This window comes from Altererythrobacter sp. B11 (assembly GCF_003569745.1).
Taxonomy (GTDB): domain Bacteria; phylum Pseudomonadota; class Alphaproteobacteria; order Sphingomonadales; family Sphingomonadaceae; genus Croceibacterium_C.
On sequence record NZ_AP018498.1, the window covers coordinates 1260264 to 1281389 of the forward strand.

Here is a 21126-nt window from a genome sequence, read left to right on the forward strand (position 1 = left end):
GGGCTGCAATGGGTGAATGCAGATTTGGCTAGGGCTCTTCGAAGCCCGTCGCGCGGAGCTGCAGCTTGCCACCGGCGGGATCCTGCGTGAAGATCAGGCCCCCGCGTCGTTCCGATCCGCCGGGGACGTAGGCAAGGCTCGACTGGCTGGTCTCGATCACCTGCCCTCCTTGTTCCAGCTGCCCTTCGATCTGCACGTCGGCGGCCGTGTGGGGGGAGGCGTTGCGGGCGACGAATTCCACCACATAGCCGTCAGCACCCCGGACGGTTCGCTCCGCCACCACGCTGATCTCCGGCGGGCCTGCGTCGGCGGCAGTCAGCGCGGTCCAGGTGATGAAACCCAGCAAAGCGGCCGAGATGGCGAGGCCAGCTGCCGCCGCAAGCTTTTGCAGCAGTGAATCCCCGGTGGGCGGATGGGGGCGCCGGTTTGCCATGTGGCCCGTCAGACCACCAGCCGCGCTACGGCGGCGCCGATGGTGGAGGGAAAGGCGAGCACCGCCGTCATCATCGCGATCTCGGCGGGCGAACTGCCGACCGTGCGGCCGAAGGTCCACAGCACATAGAGGCTCACCAGCACGGCGATGGCGTATCCGGCGATGCTGAAGCGCACGAACAGCGGCACGGTGCGGGCATCCCCCACGTCGGGCTGACCGGCAAAGCCCAGGCCGTAGACGAAGGCATGGATCAGCAGGATGGAGACGATCACCAGCACTACGCCATGCCAGGCGCTCATCCGATAGGCGATCAGCACCATCTCTTCCGTGGGCGCGACGTTGAAGGAAAGGAACAGCGCGCCCGCGGTCATCAGGAACAGTTCGCCCGCGTAGCTCGGGCCTGGGCGGGCGCGGTCCTGATCATCATTGCCGCTGCCGCTCAGCTGCTTGTTCGCGATCATCGCCCCGAAGCTCGCCGGTACGGCCTGGATGGCGATCTTGCCGAGTATCTCGTCCGTGGACATGCCGGGTGCGATGAGCGCGAAGAGCGCAAGCACTGCAGCCGAGGCAAGAGCGCCGACGGCAAAGGCGGCCAAGGCGTCATGCACGTCCTCCCGCCAGTTGCGGGTTTCCTCGAAGCCGGCGACGCGCGACAGGCCAACCAACACGGCGAAGTTCACGAGGATGAACTGCGCGAGCTTCCAGCGGTCGAGATAGAAGCCGAGCCACCACATCTCCATCGTCATCAGCAGGGGTAGGCTGAACAGGATGGCACCGGCAAAGGCGCGCGCAAGGCCGCGCAGATATTCGCGGTCCTGAGAGCGGGATTGTTGCTGGCTCGCGGCCATTTCGGGGCTGGTGAAGTCGGCGGTCGGGGAGGGGGCGCAGGGCCGGGCAGAAGACACGCGTCAGCCCTGCGCAGCCGTTACATCGTGCGCATCTCGGCCTTGCCGAGCCCGCCCGCTTCGGCCTGCTTCATCAGCTCTGCCTTGCGGGCCAGCATCTTTTCGCCAAGCGCGTTGAGATCGACATCGGCGGCGCGGGCTTGCTGGAACATGTTGTCCCGCTCCTTCTCTTCCTCCTTCACGTGGTGCGTGATCTCCTCTTTCAGGACCTTCACCTTCGCGTCGTAGAAGTCTTCGTCGGGGCTGGCGTCGGCGATCTCGTTGACGAGGAACTTCGCCCCGTCATGCTCCACGCAGGCTTCGTCGATCAGGTCGTCGTCGATCTTGCCACGCAGCGCGGGATAGAAAATTTCTTCCTCGATCATCGTGTGGATCTTCAGTTCGTTGCAGATCTGCTGGGCGAGCTTGGCCTTCTGTTCGCTGCCGCTCGCTTTCTCGAACTTGTCGAACAGATCCTCCACCAGACGGTGGTCCTGGGTAAGGATGTGGGTGGCGTCGGTATCGGTCTGGGTGGCCATCGGTTTCTCCGTGGTGAAACTGAGCTTGGGGACTTGCCGATCAACCCGCACGGGGGGCGCCGGGTTCCTGTGGCGTGTGTTTTTGGCGGCGGCGGCGCAAGTACGTGAGTTTTCCGGCAAACTCCTGAGCCGAAACGGTGCTGGGATGCGGCGGGGGACTTGCGCCTCCGGAACAGGAGCAGCCCCCGGCGCGCTGTTTTGCCATAAGCAAACAGGAGAGCTTCCCATGTCCTTCCTTGATAGACTGGCCGCCGCCATTACCCCCGCCGCGTCCGACGAGACCCGTGCCGAAGCCCGCCGGAAGGCAGAACAGCTTGCGCAATCAGAGGAATGGCTGGCGCTGATCCTGCGCCACCACAAGCAGATCGAGGCCTTGGTGGACGAGGCGCTGGGCGCCACCGGGGCCGAGCCGCGGTTCCAGGCCGTAAGGGAACTGGAACGCGTTCTCACCGGCCATGCAACGGCAGAAGAAGCGGTTATTTATCCTGACGTCTCCGAATTCAGCGGCAAGACCCATGCCGGCATGGGCTATGAAGAGCATGCTATGACCAAGGTCCAGATGGCCAAGCTGGAGAAGATGGACCCGATGAGCCAGGAATGGCGCGAGAAGCTGGAGCATATCCGCAGCGCTCTGCAGCAGCATATGTATCAGGAAGAGGATAGCTGGCTGCCCGACCTCGTCCACACGCTTCCCGCCGACGAGAAGGCGCGGATGACGCGGCGGTATGTGGAGGAATACGATCGCTATTGCGGCAAGGGCGCGGCGCGGGACGAGGCGCAGGGCTCGCAGCTGACCATGCCGGTAGGGGCCTGATCATGGCAGAGGAGGCAAAGAACGCCACCCAGTCCATGCCGAAGGACGGACTCAAGGGCGCACCCGATGGCGTGAACAGCCAGGCAGAGTGGGGCGGCACCGGCGGTTCCGACGCCGGTGCGCCGCATCCGGGTTCGCGCACCGGTTCCTCCAGCGGCAAGGGCACTGCCTTCGCCCAGGGTGCGCTCAGCCATGGCGGGCAATCGACCATCGGCTATCACGGCGGCGGCCAGCTGGGCGATCAGGAGGTGCGGCCGGGCGGCAATAAGAACGCCGGGACGGAGAAGGGTTGAGCCTGCGGGTAGCGGGTTGGCACGCATGCTTCGACAGGCTCAGCATGAGCGGGTGTGGTATGCCCGCGCAGGCCCGGATTGAACGGCTTGCGTTGCCGGCCACGCCTTCCCCGCTCCGCTCGTGCTGAGCCTGTCGAAGCACGCGCGCGAGGTGGCATCAAATGAGGAAAGAGAGTGGAGGCCCGAGCCGGAATCGAACCGGCGTGCAAGGATTTGCAGTCCTCTGCGTAACCACTCCGCCATCGGGCCGGAGCGGGGGGCTCTAGCGAAAGCGGGCGGGCGGCGCAACGGGCTTCGTCCACGCTTGCCGCCGCTGTCGCAGCGCCGCCCCGTTCAGGCGGCGCTGGCGGCTTCCGCCTCCGGCTCGGTGAGGAGAGTCTGCTCCCGGCCGGCATGCAGGCGGCGCGCGAACTGCGCCAGCGCCAGCAGGCAGACGATGATTCCCAGCAGGCAGGCCGCCGAGAACAGATAGCCATCCAGCACCGCCTGCCGGTCCGCCAGGAAGAGCCGCGACCCGATCAGCGGCGCGGCGACGGCGGCGAACTTGGCCATGAAGCTGGCCCAGCCACCGCCGGTGGAGCGCACGCCGCTGGGGTAATAGACGCTGGTGATCGAGATCACCCCGGCATGGCCCGCGCCGACGAGGATGGTGCCGATGAAGATCACCGGCACGAACAGCGCGCCGTCGAGGATGATGCCAAAGCCGACCAGCAGCAGGAAGGGGATGGCTAGCAGGGGCGCCAGCGCAATGCCCGCCGGCCCGCGCTTTTCCGTCAGCATCAGCAGGAATACGCCGGCCACCGCACCCACCAGCCCGCCGAAGGAACTGATCCAGGTCGCGTTCTGCACGGATATGCCCAGCTTCTCCAGGAACAGCACGCCGAAGCTGGTCTTGAGATAGATCGCGAAGGAGGAGCAGAAATAGGCCAGCCAGATCAGCGGCGTGATGAAGGCCAGCCAGCCCTTGAACAATTCGCCGAACTTGCTGAGCGGCGAATCCGACGCGCCCGAACGGCGCTCGTCCGACAGGTGGAAGTGTTCATAGCGGCTGAGGTCCACGCCCGGATCGAAGCGGCTGAGCAATGGCATGATCAGCGCACGCGGCCGCGACTTGGCGACCATCCAGCGGGCCGATTCGGGCAGGGTGAACTGCAGCACCAGCGCCAGTGCGACGGTGAGGGCGCCGCAGATGAAGAACACCAGATGCCAGCCCGGCGCCGGCAGGATCGAAAGCGCGGAAAGGTGCTGGCCATAGAGGCCTGCCGCCGGGGCGAAGATATTGGTGATCGGCCCCGCCGCCGATGCGCCTGCGCTGAAGCCCAGCATGATCACCGTCACCGCCGTGGCGCGCTTTCCCGCCGGCATGGCTTCGATGTTGAGCGCCCATGCAGGGGCCAGCAGGCCGCCGATCGTCAGACCGCCCAGAAAGCGCAGCACCATCAGCGTTTCGGGCGTCTGCGCGAAGCCGGTGATGAAGGTGAACAGCGCGCTCAGCGCCGTGCAAGCCAGGATCACCGGCCGCCGGCCCAGGACATCGGCGATGTAGGAGCCGACCAGCGAACCGATCATCTGGCCCAGGAACGCGGCCGAGCTGACATTGCCCATCATCGCATCGGACAGATGCATCTCGTCCCGGATGTAGGGCAGCGTGTAGGAGATCAGGGAGAAATCCAGCCCGTCGAAAAAGGTGACGAGGCAGGAGAGGATCAGGATGCGCCGGTGGAACGGCGTGAATTCCAGCTGCTGCAGGAATTTCGCAACATCGAGCGTGGATTGCGCCCCCGCCATAGCCGTTCTCTCCCCATTTTTATTAGCAGGCTAAGCTTATCGGCCCATGCCTGCCGGCGCCAGCTATAACTCCGGCATCCGTTTCCTCACCCTGCGGGTATGCCAGAAGGAAGAGTCGCGTAAATAGGGATGATGCCGCGGGGGCGCAGAATATCGCGCCTTTCGCCCGCTTTGCCGGGCGAGTGCACGCCCACAGGTGGGTGCCGCCCGCGGAGGCGAACACCCACCCGAGCGCCGTTAGGCGGCGGAGCTGTTGACGCCCATGCTCTGGAGGTAGCGCTTCACATTGCGCGCGGCCTGGCGCAGCCGCTGTTCGTTCTCCACCATGGCGATGCGCACATAGCCTTCGCCATCCTCGCCATAGCCAACGCCCGGCGCCACGGCGACTTCGGCATGGGTCAGCAATTGCTTGGAGAATTCCAGGCTGCCCATCTCCCGCAGCGCCGGGGGCAGTGGCGCCCAGGCGAACATGGATGCGGGCGGCGGCGGAATGTCCCACCCGGCGCGGGCGAAGGCTTCCACCATCACGTCGCGCCGCTTGTGATACAACTGGCGGTTCTTCTCCACGATGTCCTGCGGCCCGTTCAGTGCGGCCACGGCGGCGGCCTGGATCGGGGTGAAGGCGCCATAATCGATATAGCTCTTCACGCGGGTCAGCGCGGCGATCAGCGTCTGGTTGCCCACGGCAAAGCCGATGCGCCACCCGGCCATGGAGAAGGTCTTGGACAGGCTGGTGAATTCCACCGCCACATCCTTCGCCCCCTTGGCCTGCAGGATGGAGGGGGTGGGCTGGCCGTTGTAATAGAGTTCCGAATAGGCAAGGTCGGACAGCACCCAGACCTTGTTCTCCTTCGCCCAGTCCACCAGCTTCTGGTAAAAGGCCAGATCGACCACTTCGGCGGTGGGGTTGGACGGATAGTTCACCACCAGCACCGTGGGGCGCGGCGTGGTGAAGCGCATCGCCTTCTCCAGCGATTCCCAATAGCGATCATCCGGCGTGGTGGGCACGGCGCGGATCGTCGCGCCGGCGATGATGAAGCCGAACATATGGATGGGATAGCTGGGATTGGGCGCCAGGATCGTATCGCCCGGCGCGGTGATCGCCGTGGCCAGGCTGGCGAGCCCTTCCTTGGAGCCCAGCGTCACCACCACTTCGCTTTCGGGGTCCAGCTCCACTCCGAAGCGGCGCTGGTAGTAATTCGCCTGGGCCCGGCGCAGGCCAGGGATGCCCTTGGACTGGCTGTAGCCATGCGCATCCGGATTCTGCGCCACCTCGCACAGCTTGTCGATCACATGCTGCGGGGGCGGCAGGTCCGGATTGCCCATGCCGAGATCGATGATGTCCCGACCCGCCTGGCGTGCCGCGGCTCGCATCGCATTGACTTCGGCGATGACATAGGGCGGCAGTCGCTTGATGCGGTAGAATTCGGTTTCCATGACCTCTGCAATATCCAAAGCCCGCGCGCAGGATTGCGGCGGGACGGAGGCGATTGTGGCGGAATAGGCGGCGCGGTGCAATTGCGTGTTGCTTACCAGCCCCCTCCCAAATGTAATATTCTTGCCTATGATAAAGGCGATGGCTGCAAAAGATGAGTCCGCCGCCGGCGCTGCCGACATTTTCACCGAGATGCTGCGCATCCAGGGAGAGGCTGCCCGGCAGGTGCTCGGCACCTTCCTGCCGGAAGCGGCGCAAGCCCTGCCGGAGGATCGCACGATCACCGAATGGGGCGAAGCGGCGATGCGCATCCAGAAGATGTGGGAGGATTTCCACGCGGAGCAGCGCACCTCGCACATCCGCCTGCCGCTGTTCGTCGATCCGGCGGAGTGGATGACGGTGATGCAGGGCCTCTATCGGCAGATGCCCCTGCTCGATCCCGATCGCCAGCGCCGCATCTTCGAGGAAGGCCTGCAATTGTGGGAGAACATCCTCGCGCAATACGAGCCGGGCGAAGGGGATTCGGCCGGGGCGCCGGCGCTGCCGCGCAGCGACAAGCGGTTCGCCGCCCCTGAATGGCGCGAGCGGCCGGTGTTCGCGCTGATCCACCAGACCTATCTGCTGCTGGCGCAGCGCATCGCCGAAGCGGTGGACGAGGTGGACGGGCTGGACGAGCAGGAGCGCGAGCAGCTGCGTTTCGCCACGCGCAGCGTGCTGGATGCGGTGAGCCCGGCGAACTTTCCGATGATGAACCCGCTGGTGCTGGAGCGCACGCTGGAAACGCAGGGCGAGAACCTTGCCCGGGGGATGGAGCGGCTGGCGGCGGACCTTGAGAAGGGGCAGCTGACCCACACCGATTCGACCGTGTTCCGCCTGGGGGAGAACATCGCCTCCACCCCCGGCAAAGTGGTGCATGAGACGGAGCTGTTCCAGCTGATCCAGTATTCGCCGGCGACGGAGGAGGTGCTGGAAACCCCGCTGCTGATCTTCCCGCCGTGGATCAACCGCTTCTACATCCTCGATCTCAATCCGAAGAAGAGCTTCGTCAAATGGGCGGTGGAACAGGGGCTCACCGTGTTCATGGTCTCTTGGCGTTCGGCCGACGAAAGCCTCGCCCATGTTACCTGGGATCACTACATCCGCGCCCAGATCGAAGCGATCGAAGTGGTGCGCCGCCGGCTGGGCGTGCCCTCCGTCCATACTGTGGGCTATTGCGTCGCCGGCACGACGCTGGCGGCCACGCTGGCGGTGCTGGCTCGACGCGGGCAGGGGGACCGGGTGGCGAGCGCCACCTTCCTCACCGCGCAGGTCGATTTCGAACAGGCGGGCGAGCTGAAGCTGTTCGTGGACGATCGGCAGATGGACCTGATCCGGCAGGCCAGCAAGGGCGGCTTCCTCGACGGGCGCTATATGGCGGCGACCTTCAACCTGCTGCGCGGGACGGACCTCATCTGGAACTACGTGGTCAATCACTACCTGCTGGGGGAGGATTATCCCGCCTTCGACCTGCTGCACTGGAACGGCGACGTCACCAATCTGCCGGCGCTGTGGCACGAAGCCTATCTGCGCGACCTCTATCGCGACAATCTGCTGGTCCAGCCCGATGCGCTGGAGGCGGACGGCACGCGCATCGACCTCGGGCTGGTGAAGACGCCGGTCTATGTGCAGGCCGGGCGGGAGGATCACATCGCTCCGCCAGAGAGTGTGCTGCGCATGCTCTCCCATTTGTCTGGACCTGGACGCTTCGTGCTGGCTGGCAGCGGTCACATCGCCGGAGTGGTCAATCCGCCGGCGGCAGGCAAATACCAATACTGGACCGGCAGCTCTGACGCGCCCAGCATCGCCGCCTTTCTGGAAGGGGCGGAGGAGCATCCCGGCAGCTGGTGGAACGACTGGATCGCGTGGATCGCCGGCCACGGCGGCAAGCGCGTGCCCGCGCGCGGCAAGCGCCGTCCCGGCGGGCGGGGAGACCGCGTGATCGAGGATGCGCCGGGCCGCTATGTGGCGATGCGCTGACGATCGCGTGACACTTATGGTGCACTGCACAAAAGTCACTTGACAACGGCAAGCTCGCGCCTATTTTGTGCGGTGCAGCAAGCACGGTATCTGTGCTGCCGCGCCGAACGCAGTTGAAGCGAGGACGACATGGCCGATTCTCCGAAGAAACCGGACGACAGTGCCGAGAAAGCCTATGCCGCAGCGGCTTCGGGATTGAAGCCGGCTGCCGAAGGCGGCGCGAAGGGCAAGTCTGCCGCCGCGCCGAAGAAGGCAGGCGGTGCCAAGGCCGCGCCCAAGCCAAATGTTCCGGTAAAGGCGCCCGTGAAGGCCAAGGCCCAGCCGAAGCCAAAGGTGCCCGCGCCGCAGAAGCCGGCACCGGTCGCTTCCGCGCCCGCGCCCAAGCCGGTCCCGGCGCCGCCCGCGGTCACCGCCGCTCCGGCGCCGAAGCTGGAGAGCAAGCCCGTGGCCGCCGCACCGGCGCCCGTGCCCGCTCCCCCCGTGAAGCCAGATGCCGTGAAGACAGAAACCCCAGAACCCACCCGCAGCGACGAACCGACCGTCAGCGAATTGAAGGACAAGATCATGGCCACCGCCCCCAACATGACCCCCAACATGACCACGCCCGATTACAGCAGCATGCTGAGCGAAATGCAGTCCAAGGCCAAGGAAGCCTATGAGAAGAGCTCCGAAGCGATGGGCGAAGCCAGCGAATTCGCGAAGGGCAATGTCGAAGCCCTCGTGGAGAGCAGCAAGATCTTCGCCGGCGGCATGCAGGACATGAGCAAGACCGTCGTCGAGGAAGCCAAGGCGGCTTACGAGACGATGACCGCCGACATGAAGGAAATGGCCGCGGTGAAGAGCCCGACCGAGCTGTTCCAGCTGCAGGGCAAGATCATGCGCCGCAATTTCGATGCGCTGGTCGCCACCAGCTCGAAGAACACCGAAGCGATGATGAAGCTCGCCAACGATGCCTTCGCGCCGCTGTCCGGCCGCATGAACATGGCTGCCGAAAAGATGTCGAAGGTCGCCTGAGACCTGCGCACTTCATCCGCGGGAGCTCCTCTCCTCCCCCGCGGAACGGACGGGCCGGGCGGTTTCATGCCGCCCGGCCCGATTGTTTTACGGTCCCTTTCGAACCCTGTCAGACGGCAGGGCGCGGCTTTCCGGGCCGAATATCGCAGGCTGCATCTTGCAGCCTCGCCGCTCGATACGATATTTACGCGACCATGCAGCAGATTCCCGCCACCCTGCCCGGAGAGGCGCACGCCCCCCGTGCCGTCGCGGTGCGCAGTGCGGGCGAGGATGACGAAGGCGGCAACGCCGGTGGCGGAAGCCAGGTCGGCCTCGCCACGCGCACCCGCGCCAAGCCGAAGAAGCCGAGCCAGTACAAGGTCTTGATGCTGAACGACGACTACACGCCGATGGAGTTCGTCGTCGTCGTGCTCAAGCGCTTCTTCCGCATGGACCTGGAACAGGCCACCCGCGTGATGCTCCATGTGCATCAGCGCGGCGTCGGCGTGTGCGGCATCTTCCCCTATGAAGTGGCCGAAACCAAGGTGAACCAGGTGATGGATTTCGCCCGCGAAAACCAGCACCCGCTCCAATGCACGCTGGAAAAGGCGTGACCGTGCCCGGCTCCCCCTGCCGATTGTTGAACCGGGGGGCATGACCTTCCACCGGGTCCGGGCTATAGCGCCGCACGACCTGCAGCCAGTGCGATTGCCCCGAGCTTGAAATTCATCACCGCCATTGACCGCTACATCCTCCGGCTCGTGCTCGTGCCGATGATCGGCGTGTTCCTGCTCGCTGCCTCGCTGCTGATGCTGGAAAAGATGCTGCGCCTGTTCGAATTCGTCTCCACCGAGGGCGGGCCGATCAGCGTGGTGTTCCGCATGCTGATCAATCTGGTGCCCGAATATGCCGGGCTGGCGATCCCGCTGGGCGTGATGCTGGGCATATTGCTCGCCTTCCGCAAGCTGGCGACATCGAGCGAGCTCGACGTGATGCGCGCCGTGGGGCTCAGCTACACCCGCCTGCTGCGGGTGCCCTATATGATCACGCTGGTGCTGATGGCGCTGAACTTCGCCATCGTGGGCTATTTGCAGCCGCTGGCACGCTATGGCTATGAACAGCTGCAGTTCGAACTGCGCTCCGGCGCGCTGGGCGCTTCGATCAAGGTGGGCGAATTCACCACGCTGGAAGACCGCGTGGCGCTGCGGATCGAAAAGAGCGAGGATGAGGGGCGCCGGCTGATCGGCATCTTCGCCCGCGTGGCGGACAGCAAGGGGCAGGCGCTGGCGATCACCGCGCGCGAAGGCCGCTTCCTCGCCAATGCCGAGAACCGCAACACGATCATCCTGCGGCTGACGGACGGCACGATCGTGCAGGAACTCGCCTCCGACAAGGATACGCCCCGCGTGCTCAGCTTCTCGCAGCACGATCTGCCGGTGGATCTGCCGGCGATCGAGCGCTTCCGCGCGCGGGGGGACGAAAGCCGCGAATATCTGCTGCCCGAACTGTTGCGCATGGGCTGGAGCTCCGATGCCAGCATGGCGGAGCGGGACGCCAACCAGGCGAATTTCAACTATCGCATCGTGGAAGTGATCAGCATGCTGGTGCTGCCGCTGATGGCGGTGGCGCTGGCGATCCCGCCGAAGCGATCCACCAGCGCGCTGGGGGTGTTCGTTTCGATCATCTTCATCGTCGCCTATCACAAGGTGAACCAATACGGGCAGTCCATCGCCGAGATCGGCCAGGTGAGCCCGGCGGTGGGGCTGTGGGCGCCCTTCGTATTGTTCTGCACCACCGTGATCTGGATGTATTACCGCGTGGCCTTCGTGCCGGGCGGGCAGGCGATCGGCGCGCTGGAATCGGTCTATGCCAAGCTTGCGAAGCGAGTGCTGGCGCTGTTCCGCCGCTTCACCCGCTCGCGCGCGGGCGCCGTGCCCGCTCCCCCGCCAGAGAGTGCCGATGCTGTTTGATTTCTTCCCCTCGGCGACACTGACGCGCTATCTCGCCAAGACCTTCGTGGTGCGCATCCTGGCCGTGCTGGTGATGCTGGTGCTGGTGCTGATGATGCTCGACCTGCTGAGCAACAGCGCCGACATCCTCGAGCATCCGGGCAACGGACAGGAGCAGATCCTCTATTACGTGTCGCTGCGCATCCCGCAGCTGGTGCAGCAATTCCTGCCCTACTCGGTCCTGCTGGCCACCATCATCACGCTGGCAACGCTCAACCAGAACAGCGAAGTGGTGGCGATGAAGGCGGCGGGGCTTTCCGCGCACCAGATCCTCGCGCCGCTGCTGCTCACTGCCTTCGTGATTTCCCTGTTCACCTTCGCTTTCAACGAGCGGGTCGTCACCCGCGCCACGGGGGCGCTCACGGCGTGGGAGAATGCGGAATATGGCCCGATTCCCAAGGATCCCGACGTCCGCGCCAATGTCTACATGAACGATGGCAACGATATCCTGCTGGCCTCCACCATCAGCGGGTCGGGCGCCAACACCGTGATGCGGGGCATCAGCTATTACGAGGCGGACGACACCGGCATGATCGTGCGCCAGCTGCGCGGCAGCGAAGCGGTGTGGGCCAACCCCGGCTGGCTGCTGAAGGACGCGCGCATCTTCGACGTGGGCACTGCGAGCCAGGAGGTCGCGACCGAGCCGGTGCTGATCGCCCCGGACCTGAGGCTGGAGCAGATCGCCCTGCGGAAGGTCGATCCCGATTCCGAAAACCTGTTCGAGCTGCGCCGCTCAATCGAGGCGCTGGGCGAGAGCGGGCGGATGACGGGGGAATTGCGCGGCAAGTGGTGGCACAAGATTTCGGGCCCGCTTTCGGCCCTGTTGATGCCCCTGCTCGGCGCGGTGGCGGGCTTCGGCCTCGCCCGGTCGGGCCATCTCTTCGCGCGCGCGGTGATCGGCATGGCGCTGGGCTTTGCCTATTTCGTGGTCGACAATGCCGCGCTCGCGCTCGGCAGCTTCGGCGGATACACGCCGCTGCTCGCCGCCTGGGCGCCCTTCGTGCTGTTCCTGCTGATCGGCGAAACGGTGCTGATCCGCACCGAGGAATAGCGGCCGCTCAGCGCTTCATCGTGCTGCGCGCGATGCGCAGGACCAGGAAGGTCATGCTCTTGTAGCTGGTGCGGCCATAGGTCGAATCCGCGCCCAGTTCGGCGCTGATCCGGCGGTGCGCTTCGGCCAGCGAATGATAGGGCAGGCTGGGCAGCAGGTGATGCAGCGCGTGATAGCGCAGCCCCACCGGCGCCCAGAGCGCGGCCATGGGGGAGGGCGGCGGCACATTCACCGAATCCAGATACTGGCCGGTCACCGTCATCTGTTCCCCCTCGTTCTCCCACAGATGGGCAACCAACGTGCGCAGCTGATTGAACACCGCGACGATGGAGGCCACGCCCAGCGCGATCAGCAGCGGGCGCCATCCCAGCCAGAAAATGCTGGCGATCAGGGCCATCGCCCAGATGCTGGCGCCCACTTCCTGCCACAGGAAGCGGCGGGCCTGTTCGCCCTCCGCCGGGCGACGGCGGAAAGCGGGATTGATGGACAGGGCGGAGAAGCGTTCCCACACGAAGCGGCGCAGCGGCGGGAAGATCGCGCCCAGCGGGGACAGGATGCCGAAGCGAATCACCAGCGCCGGCGGCGCGAGCAGCGCAACCAGCAGGAACAGCGGCAGCGACCACGGCTTCATCAGCGCCAGCGGCAGATATTCGGGATCCTCCACCGTGCCATAGCGCTGGCGCGCGTGATGCAGCGTGTGCACGCCTTCATACATGAAGCTGGGCGTCAGCATCGGAATGCCGACCAGCAGATTCCACGCAGTGCGGAAGCCGGGCAGGGCGGTGCGATGGAAATGCGAAATCTCGTGGATGAACAGCAGGGCGCGGTAGAGCGCCAGCACCGACACGATGCCACTGGCCACCGCCAGCACCGGATTGGCGATCAGAATCGCACCTGCCAGGGCCGCATAGCCGAGGGCCGCGGACAGCAGCATGTCCGGCCAGTAGATTTCCGGCCGCGCCTCGTTGATGTCCCGCGTCAGCTCCGCCGCGGCGCGCAGCATCTGCCGATCGTCCGGGGTGGCGGACAGCGCCACGCGCCGCACGGCCTGCGGCTCGGCATCGGCGATCGGGAAGGCAGGTATCGAAGACATCAGATTCCATTTTCCGAATTGGCTCGCGACCGGTATTCGCGAGCGGAGAGCCGGCTGCTGGCGGCGCCGGGGCCGCATCTTTCCGGCCTTGAAGCACAGCAAGGCCCAACCAAAACTGAACGAGGCCCATAAGTGTCAGCGCAGGAAATAGATATTGTCCCGGTAAGCGGCAAGCGTGAGCTCAATGAATTCGTCGATCTCGCTTATCGATTGAATGAGGCAGATCAAAATTGGGTGCCGCCGTTGCGGGCCGAGGTGTTCGAATTGCTGACGCCGGGGAAGAACCCGTTTCACGAACATGCGCGCATGCAATTGTTCCTCGCCCGCCGCGGCGGCAAGGTGGTGGGGCGCATCTCCGCCCATATCGATGAGCTGGCGCTGGCTCAGCCGCCGGAACAGGGCATGGGGCCCGGCACCGGCAATTGGGGCCTGCTGGAGGCGGAGGACGAGGCGGTGACGCACGCCCTGATCGCCCGGGCGGAGGATTGGCTGCGCGAACAGGGGATGACGCGGGTGCTGGCGCCGATCAGCCTGTCGATCTGGGAGGAGCCGGGCCTGCTGGTGCATGGCCACGATCATCCGCCCATGGTGATGATGGGGCACCACTTGCCGCAATATCAGGGCTGGATCGAAAGCGCGGGCTATGAAACCGCCAAGCGACTGCTCACCTTTGAACTGCCGGTGGCCAGGGAATTCCCGCCGCTGATCCAGCGAATCGTCGCCTCCGGAGAGAAGAACAAGTCGATCGTGGTGCGCGAGGCGGACCCGAAAGAGTTTGCCCGCGATGCGGCGATCATCATCGACATCCTCAACGATGCCTGGTCCGGCAATTGGGGCTTCGTGCCTTTCACCGAGGCCGAGAAGGCCTATGGTGCGAAGAAGCTGAAGCCGCTGATCAAGCCCGGCGCGAACATGATCGCGGAACTGGATGGGGAGCCGGTGGCCTTCATGATGGCCCTGCCGGACGTGAATGCAGCGATCAAGCCGATGAAAGGCCGGCTGTTCCCCTTCAACTGGATCAAGCTGTTGTGGTGGCTGCGCAACCCCCGCGCCGATTTCCGCGTGCCGCTGATGGGGGTGAAGCGCCGCCTGCAGAACAGCCGGCTGGCCAGCCAGATCGCCTTCATGATGATCGAATACATCCGGCGCTATGCCGTGAGCGCCCATGATGCGAAGCGCGGCGAGATCGGCTGGGTGCTGGAAGACAACAAGGGCATGATCGCCATTGCCGATGCGATCGACAGCAAGATGAACCGCGAATATCGCATCTATTCCAAGGCGCTGTAGGCCGGGGCAGGGGAACGCCGGCCCCCTGCGGGCATTCCCTTACCATCAGGGTTGCGGGCAGCGTTGCCCGCCGGAAAGGCAGTGATGGGCAGCGATCTTCAGGCAGGAGGGAAGGAACGGGCGGATCTCGGCCGGGTCCTCGTCGTCGAAGATGATCCCGTGCTGGCGCTGGAGATCGAGGAGGCCCTGCTGGCCCGAGGTGCCGCCGAGGTGGTGATATGCCCCACCGCCGCCTGTGCGATGAAGGCGTTGGAAGCCGGCACGGCCGACGCAGTCGTTCTGGATGTCCATCTGGGCGATTGCGACGCCGGCTGGGAACTGGCCGAACTCGTCACAATGCTCGGCGTGCGCCAGCCGCGCATTGTCTTCTCCACCGGTTCACCCGAAGCAATCCCGCCCGATATCGCGGCGATGGGGCCGGTGTTCGAAAAGCCCTATGACCCCGCCACGCTGGCCGATGTGCTGGCCGGGGACAACACCAAGCGCGGCCTGTTCTCGCTGCTCCGCAACGCCCGCGGCTAATTTTCTGATCATTGCGTTGGCATGCGTCCCCTCGCGGGGTGAGGCTGGCGCGCATGCTTCGACAGGCTCAGCATGCGCGGGTGGGCTCGTGGAGGGTGAGCCGGTGCCCCACACCCGCTCGTCCTGAGCCTGTCGAAGGACGCGCACGAGGTTTGCGACAGGGGTGGAGGGTAGCGCGTGGCCTTCGACAGGCTCAGGCTGAGCGGGGGTGGTTTATTTTAGGCCAAGCCCGGTCGGGGCACCTGCGCCTAAACCGCATTGCTGCTTACATTCCCATCGTCATCCCGCGCAGGCGAGAATCCAGTCCGGCATCGCCGCAAAGAAAAAGGCCTCCGCTCGGGGGGAGCGGAGGCCTCTCGGGATCGTATCACCAGCCGCTTGGACGGGAGGGGGGTATCGGCGGTGACATGAGCTAAATGAGCGTCCCGAAAAGCGGTTCCCGGGGGTGCAAAAAAATCGAGAAAAATTTCCGCTGCTCCCGTGACCGTCCTCGCCGAGCCTTCCAAAACGCCCGGAGCTTGCCTGATCCGGAACATTCGCTACCGCAGGGCGTTAACCGCCAACCGTGCTTTTCGGGAAGGGATCCTAATGTCAATCGGGGCAGAAGTCGCCGCACATCTACCGTTTCTCCGTCGCTATGCTCGTGCGCTCACAGGGTCGCAGAGCACCGGCGATGCTTTTGTTCGCGCTACCCTCGAAGCCGCCCTGGCGGATGAGGAACTGGCAAGTTCGCTCCGTGGCGGCCGCGTGCCGCTCTATCGTGCCTTCAACAAGGTATGGTCCAGCGCCTATCTCGATGTGGGGCCGGAGGACGGCGACCTCAATCCGCATGAAAGCGGCGCGCAGGCGCAGCTCAGCAAGATCACCCCGCTCAGCCGGCAGGCACTGCTGCTGACCACGGTCGAAGATTTCAACCGCGACGAAGCGGCGGAGATCATGGGCGTGGATGAAGAGACGATCGGCGATCTGGTGGCCGAGGCGATCGACGAGATCGAGCGCGAGAACACCACCAGTGTGCTCATCATCGAGGACGAACCGCTGATCTCCATGCAGCTGGAAGACCTCGTCCGCTCGCTGGGCCACGACATCTGCGGCACTGCCGCCACGCGCACCCAGGCGCAGGATGTGGTCGCCGAAAAGACGCCGGGCCTGGTGCTGGCGGATATCCAGCTGGCCGATGGCTCCTCCGGGCTGGACGCGGTGGACGATATCCTCGCCATCGACAGCGTGCCGGTGATCTTCATCACCGCCTACCCGGAGCGGCTGCTGACGGGCGACCGGCCGGAGCCGACCTATCTGGTCACCAAGCCGTTCCACGAGGACACCGTGCGCGCGGCGATCAGCCAGGCGCTGTTCTTCGGCTCCAGCCGCCCGCTCGACTAACTGGCAGAGGCCGGGGGGTGGCCCGCCTCAAGCTCAAGCTCCAGCTCTATTGCGGCGAAGAGATCGCAATGGGGCCGGGGAAGGCCGATCTGCTCGATGCCATCGCGCGGGAGGGGTCGATCTCGGCCGCCGCCCGCGCGCTCGGCATGAGCTACCGGCGTGGCTGGCTGCTGGTCGATGCGATGAACCGCTGTTTCCGCGAACCGCTCGTGGCGGCGCAGCCCGGCGGCGGGAAGGGCGCGGGTGCCCGCGTCACGCCCGAGGGCGAGGCGGCGCTGGCTGCCTATCGCGCGTTGACGGCGCGGTTGGCGGGCGATCTGGCGGGGGACGCGCGCGATGCGCTGGAAGCGGCGATCCGCGACGAGCCGCTGCCGCCGGGAAGCTAGGGCGCGATCAGCACCTTGCATTGCCCGCTGCGCTGCTTGAGGCTTTCGAACACCGCCGGCACGTCATCCAGCGCGATCGTGTCGCTCACCAGCAGGCGCGGCTCGATGGCGCCGGCGGCCAGCGCATCGAGCGCCGCGCGATATTCGGCCACGGTGAAGAAGGCGCTGGTGACGAGGCGCACCTCCTTGGACAGCATGGCGAAGCTGTTGAAGGTATCGGGCCTGGTGCAGAGGCCGAGCAGCAGGATCGTACCGCGCGGGCGCAGCTGTTCCACCGCCTGCGCAACGAGGCCGGGCACGCCCACGCATTCGAACACGATATCGGCCTTGCCACCCAGCGCCGCCTCCGCGCTGCCCACCGGATCGGCAGGATCGACCACGAACACATTCGCGCCCATGTCCAGCGCGCGCTGCTGCTGGTGGTCGGCGATGTCCTGCACTGCCACCCGCCCCGCGCCGAAGCGCCGCGCCCAGAACGCCACCGCGAGGCCGATCGGGCCGGCGCCGAGCACCAGCACCCGGTCGCCGCTCTGCAGGCCGGACAGGTTCACGCCATGCAGCGCCACGGCCAGCGGTTCGATGATCGCGCCATCCGCCAGCGAGAGGCCTTGCGGCAATTTCACGCATTGGTTGGGGCGGGTGAGGGCATATTCGGCATAGCCGCCGCCCTGCAGGCCGAAGCCGGCGCACCATTGCACCTCGCCCTTCCGGCAATGCTCGCAGGTGCCGCAGCTCTTGAGCGGGATCACGGAGACGAGATCGCCCGTCTTCAGCCCCTCGACATCGGCTCCGGCCGCGACCACCTCGCCGGCGAATTCATGGCCCAGTATGTCACCGTGGCGGCAGCCATAGGCGGCGTCCTCGGTCATGTGGAGGTCGCTGCCGCAGATGCCGCAGCGGCCCACCTGCACCACCACATCGCCGCGCGACGGGGTGGGGTCGGGCAGATCCTCCAGCGCGAGCGGCTGGTGCAGGGCCTGAAACGTCGCCGCCTTCACTGGGCTATTCCGTGCCGATCCGCAGCACCGGCTTCACCACCTCGCCGCTTTCGCTCGCTTCGATCGCCTCGTTGATCTCGTCGAATTCGAAATAGCGGATCAGCCGTTCGAAGGGGAAGCGGCCGGCGATGTGATGCTCGATCAGTTCGGGCAGGAAAGTCACCAGATCGCTGTCGCCGCCGAGGATGCCCATCACCCGGCGTCCGCCGCCCATGAACTCCGCCTCGTTGAAGGTCAGCTGCGCGGCCGGATCGCTGGCGCCCACGATGCCGCAGATGCCCATCGGCGCCAGCAGCCCCCAGGCGCCCTGGATCACCGTGTTGATGCCCGTGGTGTCGAAAGCATAGCCCAGCCCCTGCGGGCACAGCTCGCGGATCTTGCCCACCGCATCCTCGCGCGCGTTGAAGCTGTGCGTCGCGCCAAGTTCGCGCGCCAGGGCGAGGCGGCTCTCATGCACGTCCACCGCGATGATCGGGTCGGCGCCCGCGATCTTGGCCGCCATGATCGCGGCGATGCCCACGGTGCCGGCGCCGAACACCGCAATGGGCAGCCCGGCGCGCACCTTCATCGCGCGCAACACGGCGCCCGCGCCGGTCATAAGGCCGCAGCCGATCGGGGCCAGCCGCTCCAGCGGAATATCCGCCGCCGATGCGGGCACCTTCACCACATTGCGCTGATGCGCGATTGCCTGCGTGGCAAAGCTGGACTGGCCGAAGAAATTCGCATTCACCGGCTTGCCGTCACGATAGAGCGTGGCGCTGCCATCCGCGCGCGTGCCGGACCAATTGTGCGGAAAGAATTCGTAGCAATAGGTCGGCGCATCCACCGCGCAGCTGGGGCAATGGCCGCAGGAATTGAAGCTCATCACCACCCGGTCCCCCGGGGCGGCCACGGTCACATCGCTGCCCACCGCCTCCACGATCCCGGCGCCCTCATGCCCCAGCACCACCGGCAGGGGGACGGGCAGCTGCTCGTCCCGCACGGCGAGATCGGTGTGGCAGATGCCGCAGGCGACCACGCGGATGCGCAGCTCGTCGGGCCGGAGATCGTCGAGAACCACATCTTCGATGCGGAAGGGTTCGGTGTTGCCGCGGCAGATCGCGGCCTGTGCATGGATGTTCACTTGGATCTCGCTCTTGCTTGGGCAGCCATGGTGGGCGCTGTGGGCCAGTCAGTCCAGCGGCTTGATCGGGCCGAGCTGCATCCCCCCGTCGATCATCACATGCGCCCCGGTCATGTAGCTGCCGGCGTCGCTGGCAAGCAGCAGGGCGAGCGGCTTGATCTGGTAGGTTTCGGCCATCCGGCCTACCGGCACCAGCTCGTCCCACGCTTTCTTTGCCGCGGGATTCTTCTTCACCCAGCCGTCGCCGATGTTGGTGACGAAGGGGCCGGGCGCGATCGCGTTCACGCGAATACCATAGGCGGCCAGTTCATAGGCGGCGTGGCGCATGAAATGCTTCACGCCCGCCTTGGCGGCCATATAGGGCACGCCGACGATCGCCTCGTTCACTTCGGCCGCGTTGGAACTGGTGATGACGATGGAGCCGCCGCGTCGCCCGCCCCGCTGTTCGTTGGCCTTCATCGCCCGCGCTGCCTCGCGCACGGTGTGGAAGCAGCCGGTCAGATTGATGCCGATGGACTTGTCCCACCGGGCCTTGTCGTACACGTCGATCTGGCCATCCGGATTGCGCTTGCCTTCCGGGCTCCAGAAGCCGTTGCCCACGTCCAGCCCGGCATTGGCGAAGCAGATGTCCAGCCCGCCATACGCCGCCACATGCGCATCCACCGCGGCGGCCACCTGATCGAGATCGGCAATGTCGCAGGCTTCCCAGCGCACGTCGTAACCGGCATCCGCCAGCCGCTTCGTTTCGCGTTCCGCGCCTTCGGCATCGAGATCGGTCAGCGTAACCCGGGCGCCGGCTTCCGCCATGCATTCGGCATAGGCAAGGCCGAGGCCGGAGGCCGCACCCGTTACGAGCGCACTGCGCCCGGCGACGTTGAATTGATCGAGCGTTTTCATGGATCCTCCTGCTCGCTCACAGGCAGGCGGCTGCCCGCCGGGAAGAGCGCCTTACAGATAGAGCTTGGGATTGATCGGCAGGCCCTGTTCGCGGCAGTAGCTTTCGTAGTGGTTCATCATCCACCACACATCCACCGTCTCGATGAAATTGGCCTTGTCGTCATAGAATTCGATCGGCCCGGTCATCCAGCCGAACAGCTTGCAGCCATCGGGGTGCTCCGTCACCAGCGTGTGGCTTTCGCCGGGGACTTCCAGGATCAGGCCGCCCGGCGTCGCCACCCAGTCATATTCCAGATACCGCACCGAGCCGGTGATGCAGACCATGGTCACGGTGCCGCGGTGGAAATGGGTGCCGATCGTGCCCGGTCCCTTCATCCACAGGATGTTGGAATAGGCGTTCTGCCGCACATCGAAGGACAAGTGCTTGATCGCCGCCGCTTCGCCGAAGGGAACCCACGGGCTGTCGGCATCGCTTTCCATGTCGATATAGCGGCCGCCGGGGGATCGCTGCGCCACCAGATCCTTGTAGTTGAAGGGAACGTCCACGATTTCCTTCACCGTGGAGGGCGGGGCCTTCATCACGCTTGCCATCGCTTCTCTCCGTTCAGCGGATCAGCGTATCGAGATGGTCGGGCAGGCCGACCGAGTCATAATGCGCGCGGGCATCCTTCATATAGTCGAACACGTCATAATGGCCGACCGAATTGCCCTGTTCGTCCAGCCACATCAGCGGGCCGGACACGACGAAGAAGACCTTCATCGGATCGGGATGCTCATAGGAGACGAGCGTGTGGCTTTCCCCCGGCGTCTCGAAGATGAAATCGCCCGCCGTGGCCGTCCAGTCATGCTCCAGATAGGCCCACTTGCCGCTGATCGTGTAGGCCCAGATGGGCTTGGGGTGATAGTGGCGGTTCACGATGCAGGGCTTCTCCGCCATCAGCACGTCGGCCCACATGTTGAGCGTGGGGCTGATCCACACCGGCTTCGAATAGACGCCTTCCACCTGTGGCCGGCCGATGGGCACCCACAGGCGTTCGTCCCCCTCGGCGATCTTGGCCATATAGGCTTCCGGCATCGCGCCCGGCCGCAGCGCGTGCGGCACGGGCGGCGTGCCCTTCCAGGGCTCTGTCGTGGGGGCTTCGGGCATGATCTCTCCAACTTACTCGTATAATCATTCGCAAG

The 21126-nt window shown here is 65.5% G+C and carries 22 protein-coding genes and 1 tRNA gene; 11 read left to right on the plus strand and 12 right to left on the minus strand.

Annotated elements, in window-relative coordinates; all coding sequences use genetic code 11:
- Positions 1-28: 28 nt before the first annotated feature.
- The 3 genes from AEB_RS06000 to AEB_RS06010 are packed head-to-tail and all read right to left on the minus strand — an operon-like array spanning position 29 to position 1856.
- Positions 29-433, minus strand: coding sequence for a TIGR02588 family protein (locus AEB_RS06000; RefSeq protein WP_119082367.1), 405 nt, complete (start codon positions 431-433; stop codon positions 29-31).
- 8 nt (positions 434-441) lie between these two features.
- Positions 442-1338: a TIGR02587 family membrane protein gene (locus AEB_RS06005; RefSeq protein WP_197714475.1), complete on the minus strand. Its 897-nt coding sequence runs from the start codon at positions 1336-1338 to the stop codon at positions 442-444.
- Between the two features lie 20 nt (positions 1339-1358).
- Complete coding sequence (locus tag AEB_RS06010) at positions 1359-1856, minus strand: hemerythrin domain-containing protein (RefSeq protein ID WP_119082369.1); 498 nt, start codon at positions 1854-1856, stop codon at positions 1359-1361.
- A gap of 226 nt (positions 1857-2082) precedes the next feature.
- On the opposite strand from AEB_RS06010, the gene AEB_RS06015 reads away from it, so the two are divergent.
- Both AEB_RS06015 and AEB_RS06020 read left to right on the plus strand, forming a co-directional pair.
- On the plus strand, positions 2083-2670 hold the full coding sequence (locus AEB_RS06015; protein WP_119082370.1) for a hemerythrin domain-containing protein: 588 nt from the start codon (positions 2083-2085) through the stop codon (positions 2668-2670).
- 2 nt (positions 2671-2672) lie between these two features.
- Entirely contained in the window at positions 2673-2963 is a 291-nt protein-coding gene (locus tag AEB_RS06020; RefSeq protein WP_119082371.1) for a hypothetical protein, read from the plus strand.
- 175 nt (positions 2964-3138) lie between these two features.
- On the opposite strand, the gene AEB_RS06025 is transcribed toward AEB_RS06020, so the two are convergent.
- The 3 genes from AEB_RS06025 to AEB_RS06035 form a co-directional block, all read right to left on the minus strand.
- A tRNA-Cys gene (locus AEB_RS06025) sits at positions 3139-3212 on the minus strand.
- Positions 3213-3296: 84 nt separating this feature from the next.
- Positions 3297-4751 carry an MFS transporter gene (locus tag AEB_RS06030; protein WP_119082372.1) on the minus strand — a complete coding sequence of 485 codons (1455 nt, stop codon included), beginning with the start codon at positions 4749-4751 and terminating at the stop codon, positions 3297-3299.
- Between the two features lie 237 nt (positions 4752-4988).
- Positions 4989-6188 carry an LL-diaminopimelate aminotransferase gene (locus AEB_RS06035; protein WP_119084488.1) on the minus strand — a complete coding sequence of 400 codons (1200 nt, stop codon included), beginning with the start codon at positions 6186-6188 and terminating at the stop codon, positions 4989-4991.
- Between the two features lie 139 nt (positions 6189-6327).
- Between AEB_RS06035 and AEB_RS06040 the strand changes: the two genes are divergently transcribed.
- The 5 genes from AEB_RS06040 to lptG all read left to right on the plus strand — a co-directional run bounded on the left by AEB_RS06040 (position 6328) and on the right by lptG (position 12255).
- On the plus strand, positions 6328-8202 hold the full coding sequence (locus AEB_RS06040) for a PHA/PHB synthase family protein (protein ID WP_172593015.1): 1875 nt from the start codon (positions 6328-6330) through the stop codon (positions 8200-8202).
- A 129-nt stretch (positions 8203-8331) separates the two neighbouring features.
- Entirely contained in the window at positions 8332-9216 is an 885-nt protein-coding gene (locus AEB_RS06045) for a phasin family protein (RefSeq protein WP_119082374.1), read from the plus strand.
- A 194-nt stretch (positions 9217-9410) separates the two neighbouring features.
- Positions 9411-9809 carry an ATP-dependent Clp protease adapter ClpS gene (clpS, locus tag AEB_RS06050; RefSeq protein WP_231958935.1) on the plus strand — a complete coding sequence of 133 codons (399 nt, stop codon included), beginning with the start codon at positions 9411-9413 and terminating at the stop codon, positions 9807-9809.
- A 105-nt stretch (positions 9810-9914) separates the two neighbouring features.
- Positions 9915-11165, plus strand: coding sequence for an LPS export ABC transporter permease LptF (gene lptF, locus AEB_RS06055; RefSeq protein ID WP_119082375.1), 1251 nt, complete (start codon positions 9915-9917; stop codon positions 11163-11165).
- Complete coding sequence (gene lptG, locus AEB_RS06060) at positions 11155-12255, plus strand: LPS export ABC transporter permease LptG (protein ID WP_119082376.1); 1101 nt, start codon at positions 11155-11157, stop codon at positions 12253-12255. Before lptF ends, lptG begins: the two co-directional genes overlap by 11 nt.
- Positions 12256-12262: 7 nt before the next feature.
- Here the strand turns inward: lptG and AEB_RS06065 are convergent, their stop codons facing one another.
- Positions 12263-13348 (minus strand): fatty acid desaturase family protein, encoded by a 1086-nt coding sequence (locus AEB_RS06065; RefSeq protein WP_119082377.1) that lies wholly within the window; start codon positions 13346-13348, stop codon positions 12263-12265.
- Between the two features lie 132 nt (positions 13349-13480).
- Between AEB_RS06065 and AEB_RS06070 the strand changes: the two genes are divergently transcribed.
- From AEB_RS06070 to AEB_RS06085, 4 genes are all read left to right on the plus strand, one after another.
- Positions 13481-14635 (plus strand): N-acetyltransferase, encoded by a 1155-nt coding sequence (locus AEB_RS06070; RefSeq protein ID WP_119082378.1) that lies wholly within the window; start codon positions 13481-13483, stop codon positions 14633-14635.
- 84 nt (positions 14636-14719) lie between these two features.
- Positions 14720-15157: a response regulator gene (locus AEB_RS06075; protein WP_119082379.1), complete on the plus strand. Its 438-nt coding sequence runs from the start codon at positions 14720-14722 to the stop codon at positions 15155-15157.
- A gap of 588 nt (positions 15158-15745) precedes the next feature.
- Positions 15746-16540 (plus strand): response regulator, encoded by a 795-nt coding sequence (locus AEB_RS06080; RefSeq protein ID WP_119082380.1) that lies wholly within the window; start codon positions 15746-15748, stop codon positions 16538-16540.
- A gap of 68 nt (positions 16541-16608) precedes the next feature.
- Positions 16609-16926 (plus strand): winged helix-turn-helix domain-containing protein, encoded by a 318-nt coding sequence (locus tag AEB_RS06085; RefSeq protein WP_119084490.1) that lies wholly within the window; start codon positions 16609-16611, stop codon positions 16924-16926.
- Here the strand turns inward: AEB_RS06085 and AEB_RS06090 are convergent.
- Genes AEB_RS06090 through AEB_RS06110 form a run of 5 tightly spaced genes read right to left on the minus strand, consistent with a single transcriptional unit; the run spans position 16923 to position 21091 of the window.
- Entirely contained in the window at positions 16923-17924 is a 1002-nt protein-coding gene (locus tag AEB_RS06090; protein WP_119082381.1) for an alcohol dehydrogenase catalytic domain-containing protein, read from the minus strand. The genes AEB_RS06085 and AEB_RS06090 overlap by 4 nt on opposite strands.
- Positions 17925-17928: 4 nt before the next feature.
- Positions 17929-19047, minus strand: coding sequence for an NAD(P)-dependent alcohol dehydrogenase (locus tag AEB_RS06095; RefSeq protein WP_119082382.1), 1119 nt, complete (start codon positions 19045-19047; stop codon positions 17929-17931).
- A 48-nt stretch (positions 19048-19095) separates the two neighbouring features.
- The gene (locus AEB_RS06100; protein ID WP_119082383.1) at positions 19096-19944 is read right to left on the minus strand and encodes an SDR family NAD(P)-dependent oxidoreductase; all 849 of its coding nucleotides are present in this window, start codon (positions 19942-19944) and stop codon (positions 19096-19098) included.
- Between the two features lie 51 nt (positions 19945-19995).
- Complete coding sequence (locus AEB_RS06105; protein WP_119082384.1) at positions 19996-20535, minus strand: 2,4'-dihydroxyacetophenone dioxygenase family protein; 540 nt, start codon at positions 20533-20535, stop codon at positions 19996-19998.
- 13 nt (positions 20536-20548) lie between these two features.
- Positions 20549-21091: a 2,4'-dihydroxyacetophenone dioxygenase family protein gene (locus AEB_RS06110; RefSeq protein WP_119082385.1), complete on the minus strand. Its 543-nt coding sequence runs from the start codon at positions 21089-21091 to the stop codon at positions 20549-20551.
- Positions 21092-21126 lie beyond the last annotated feature (35 nt).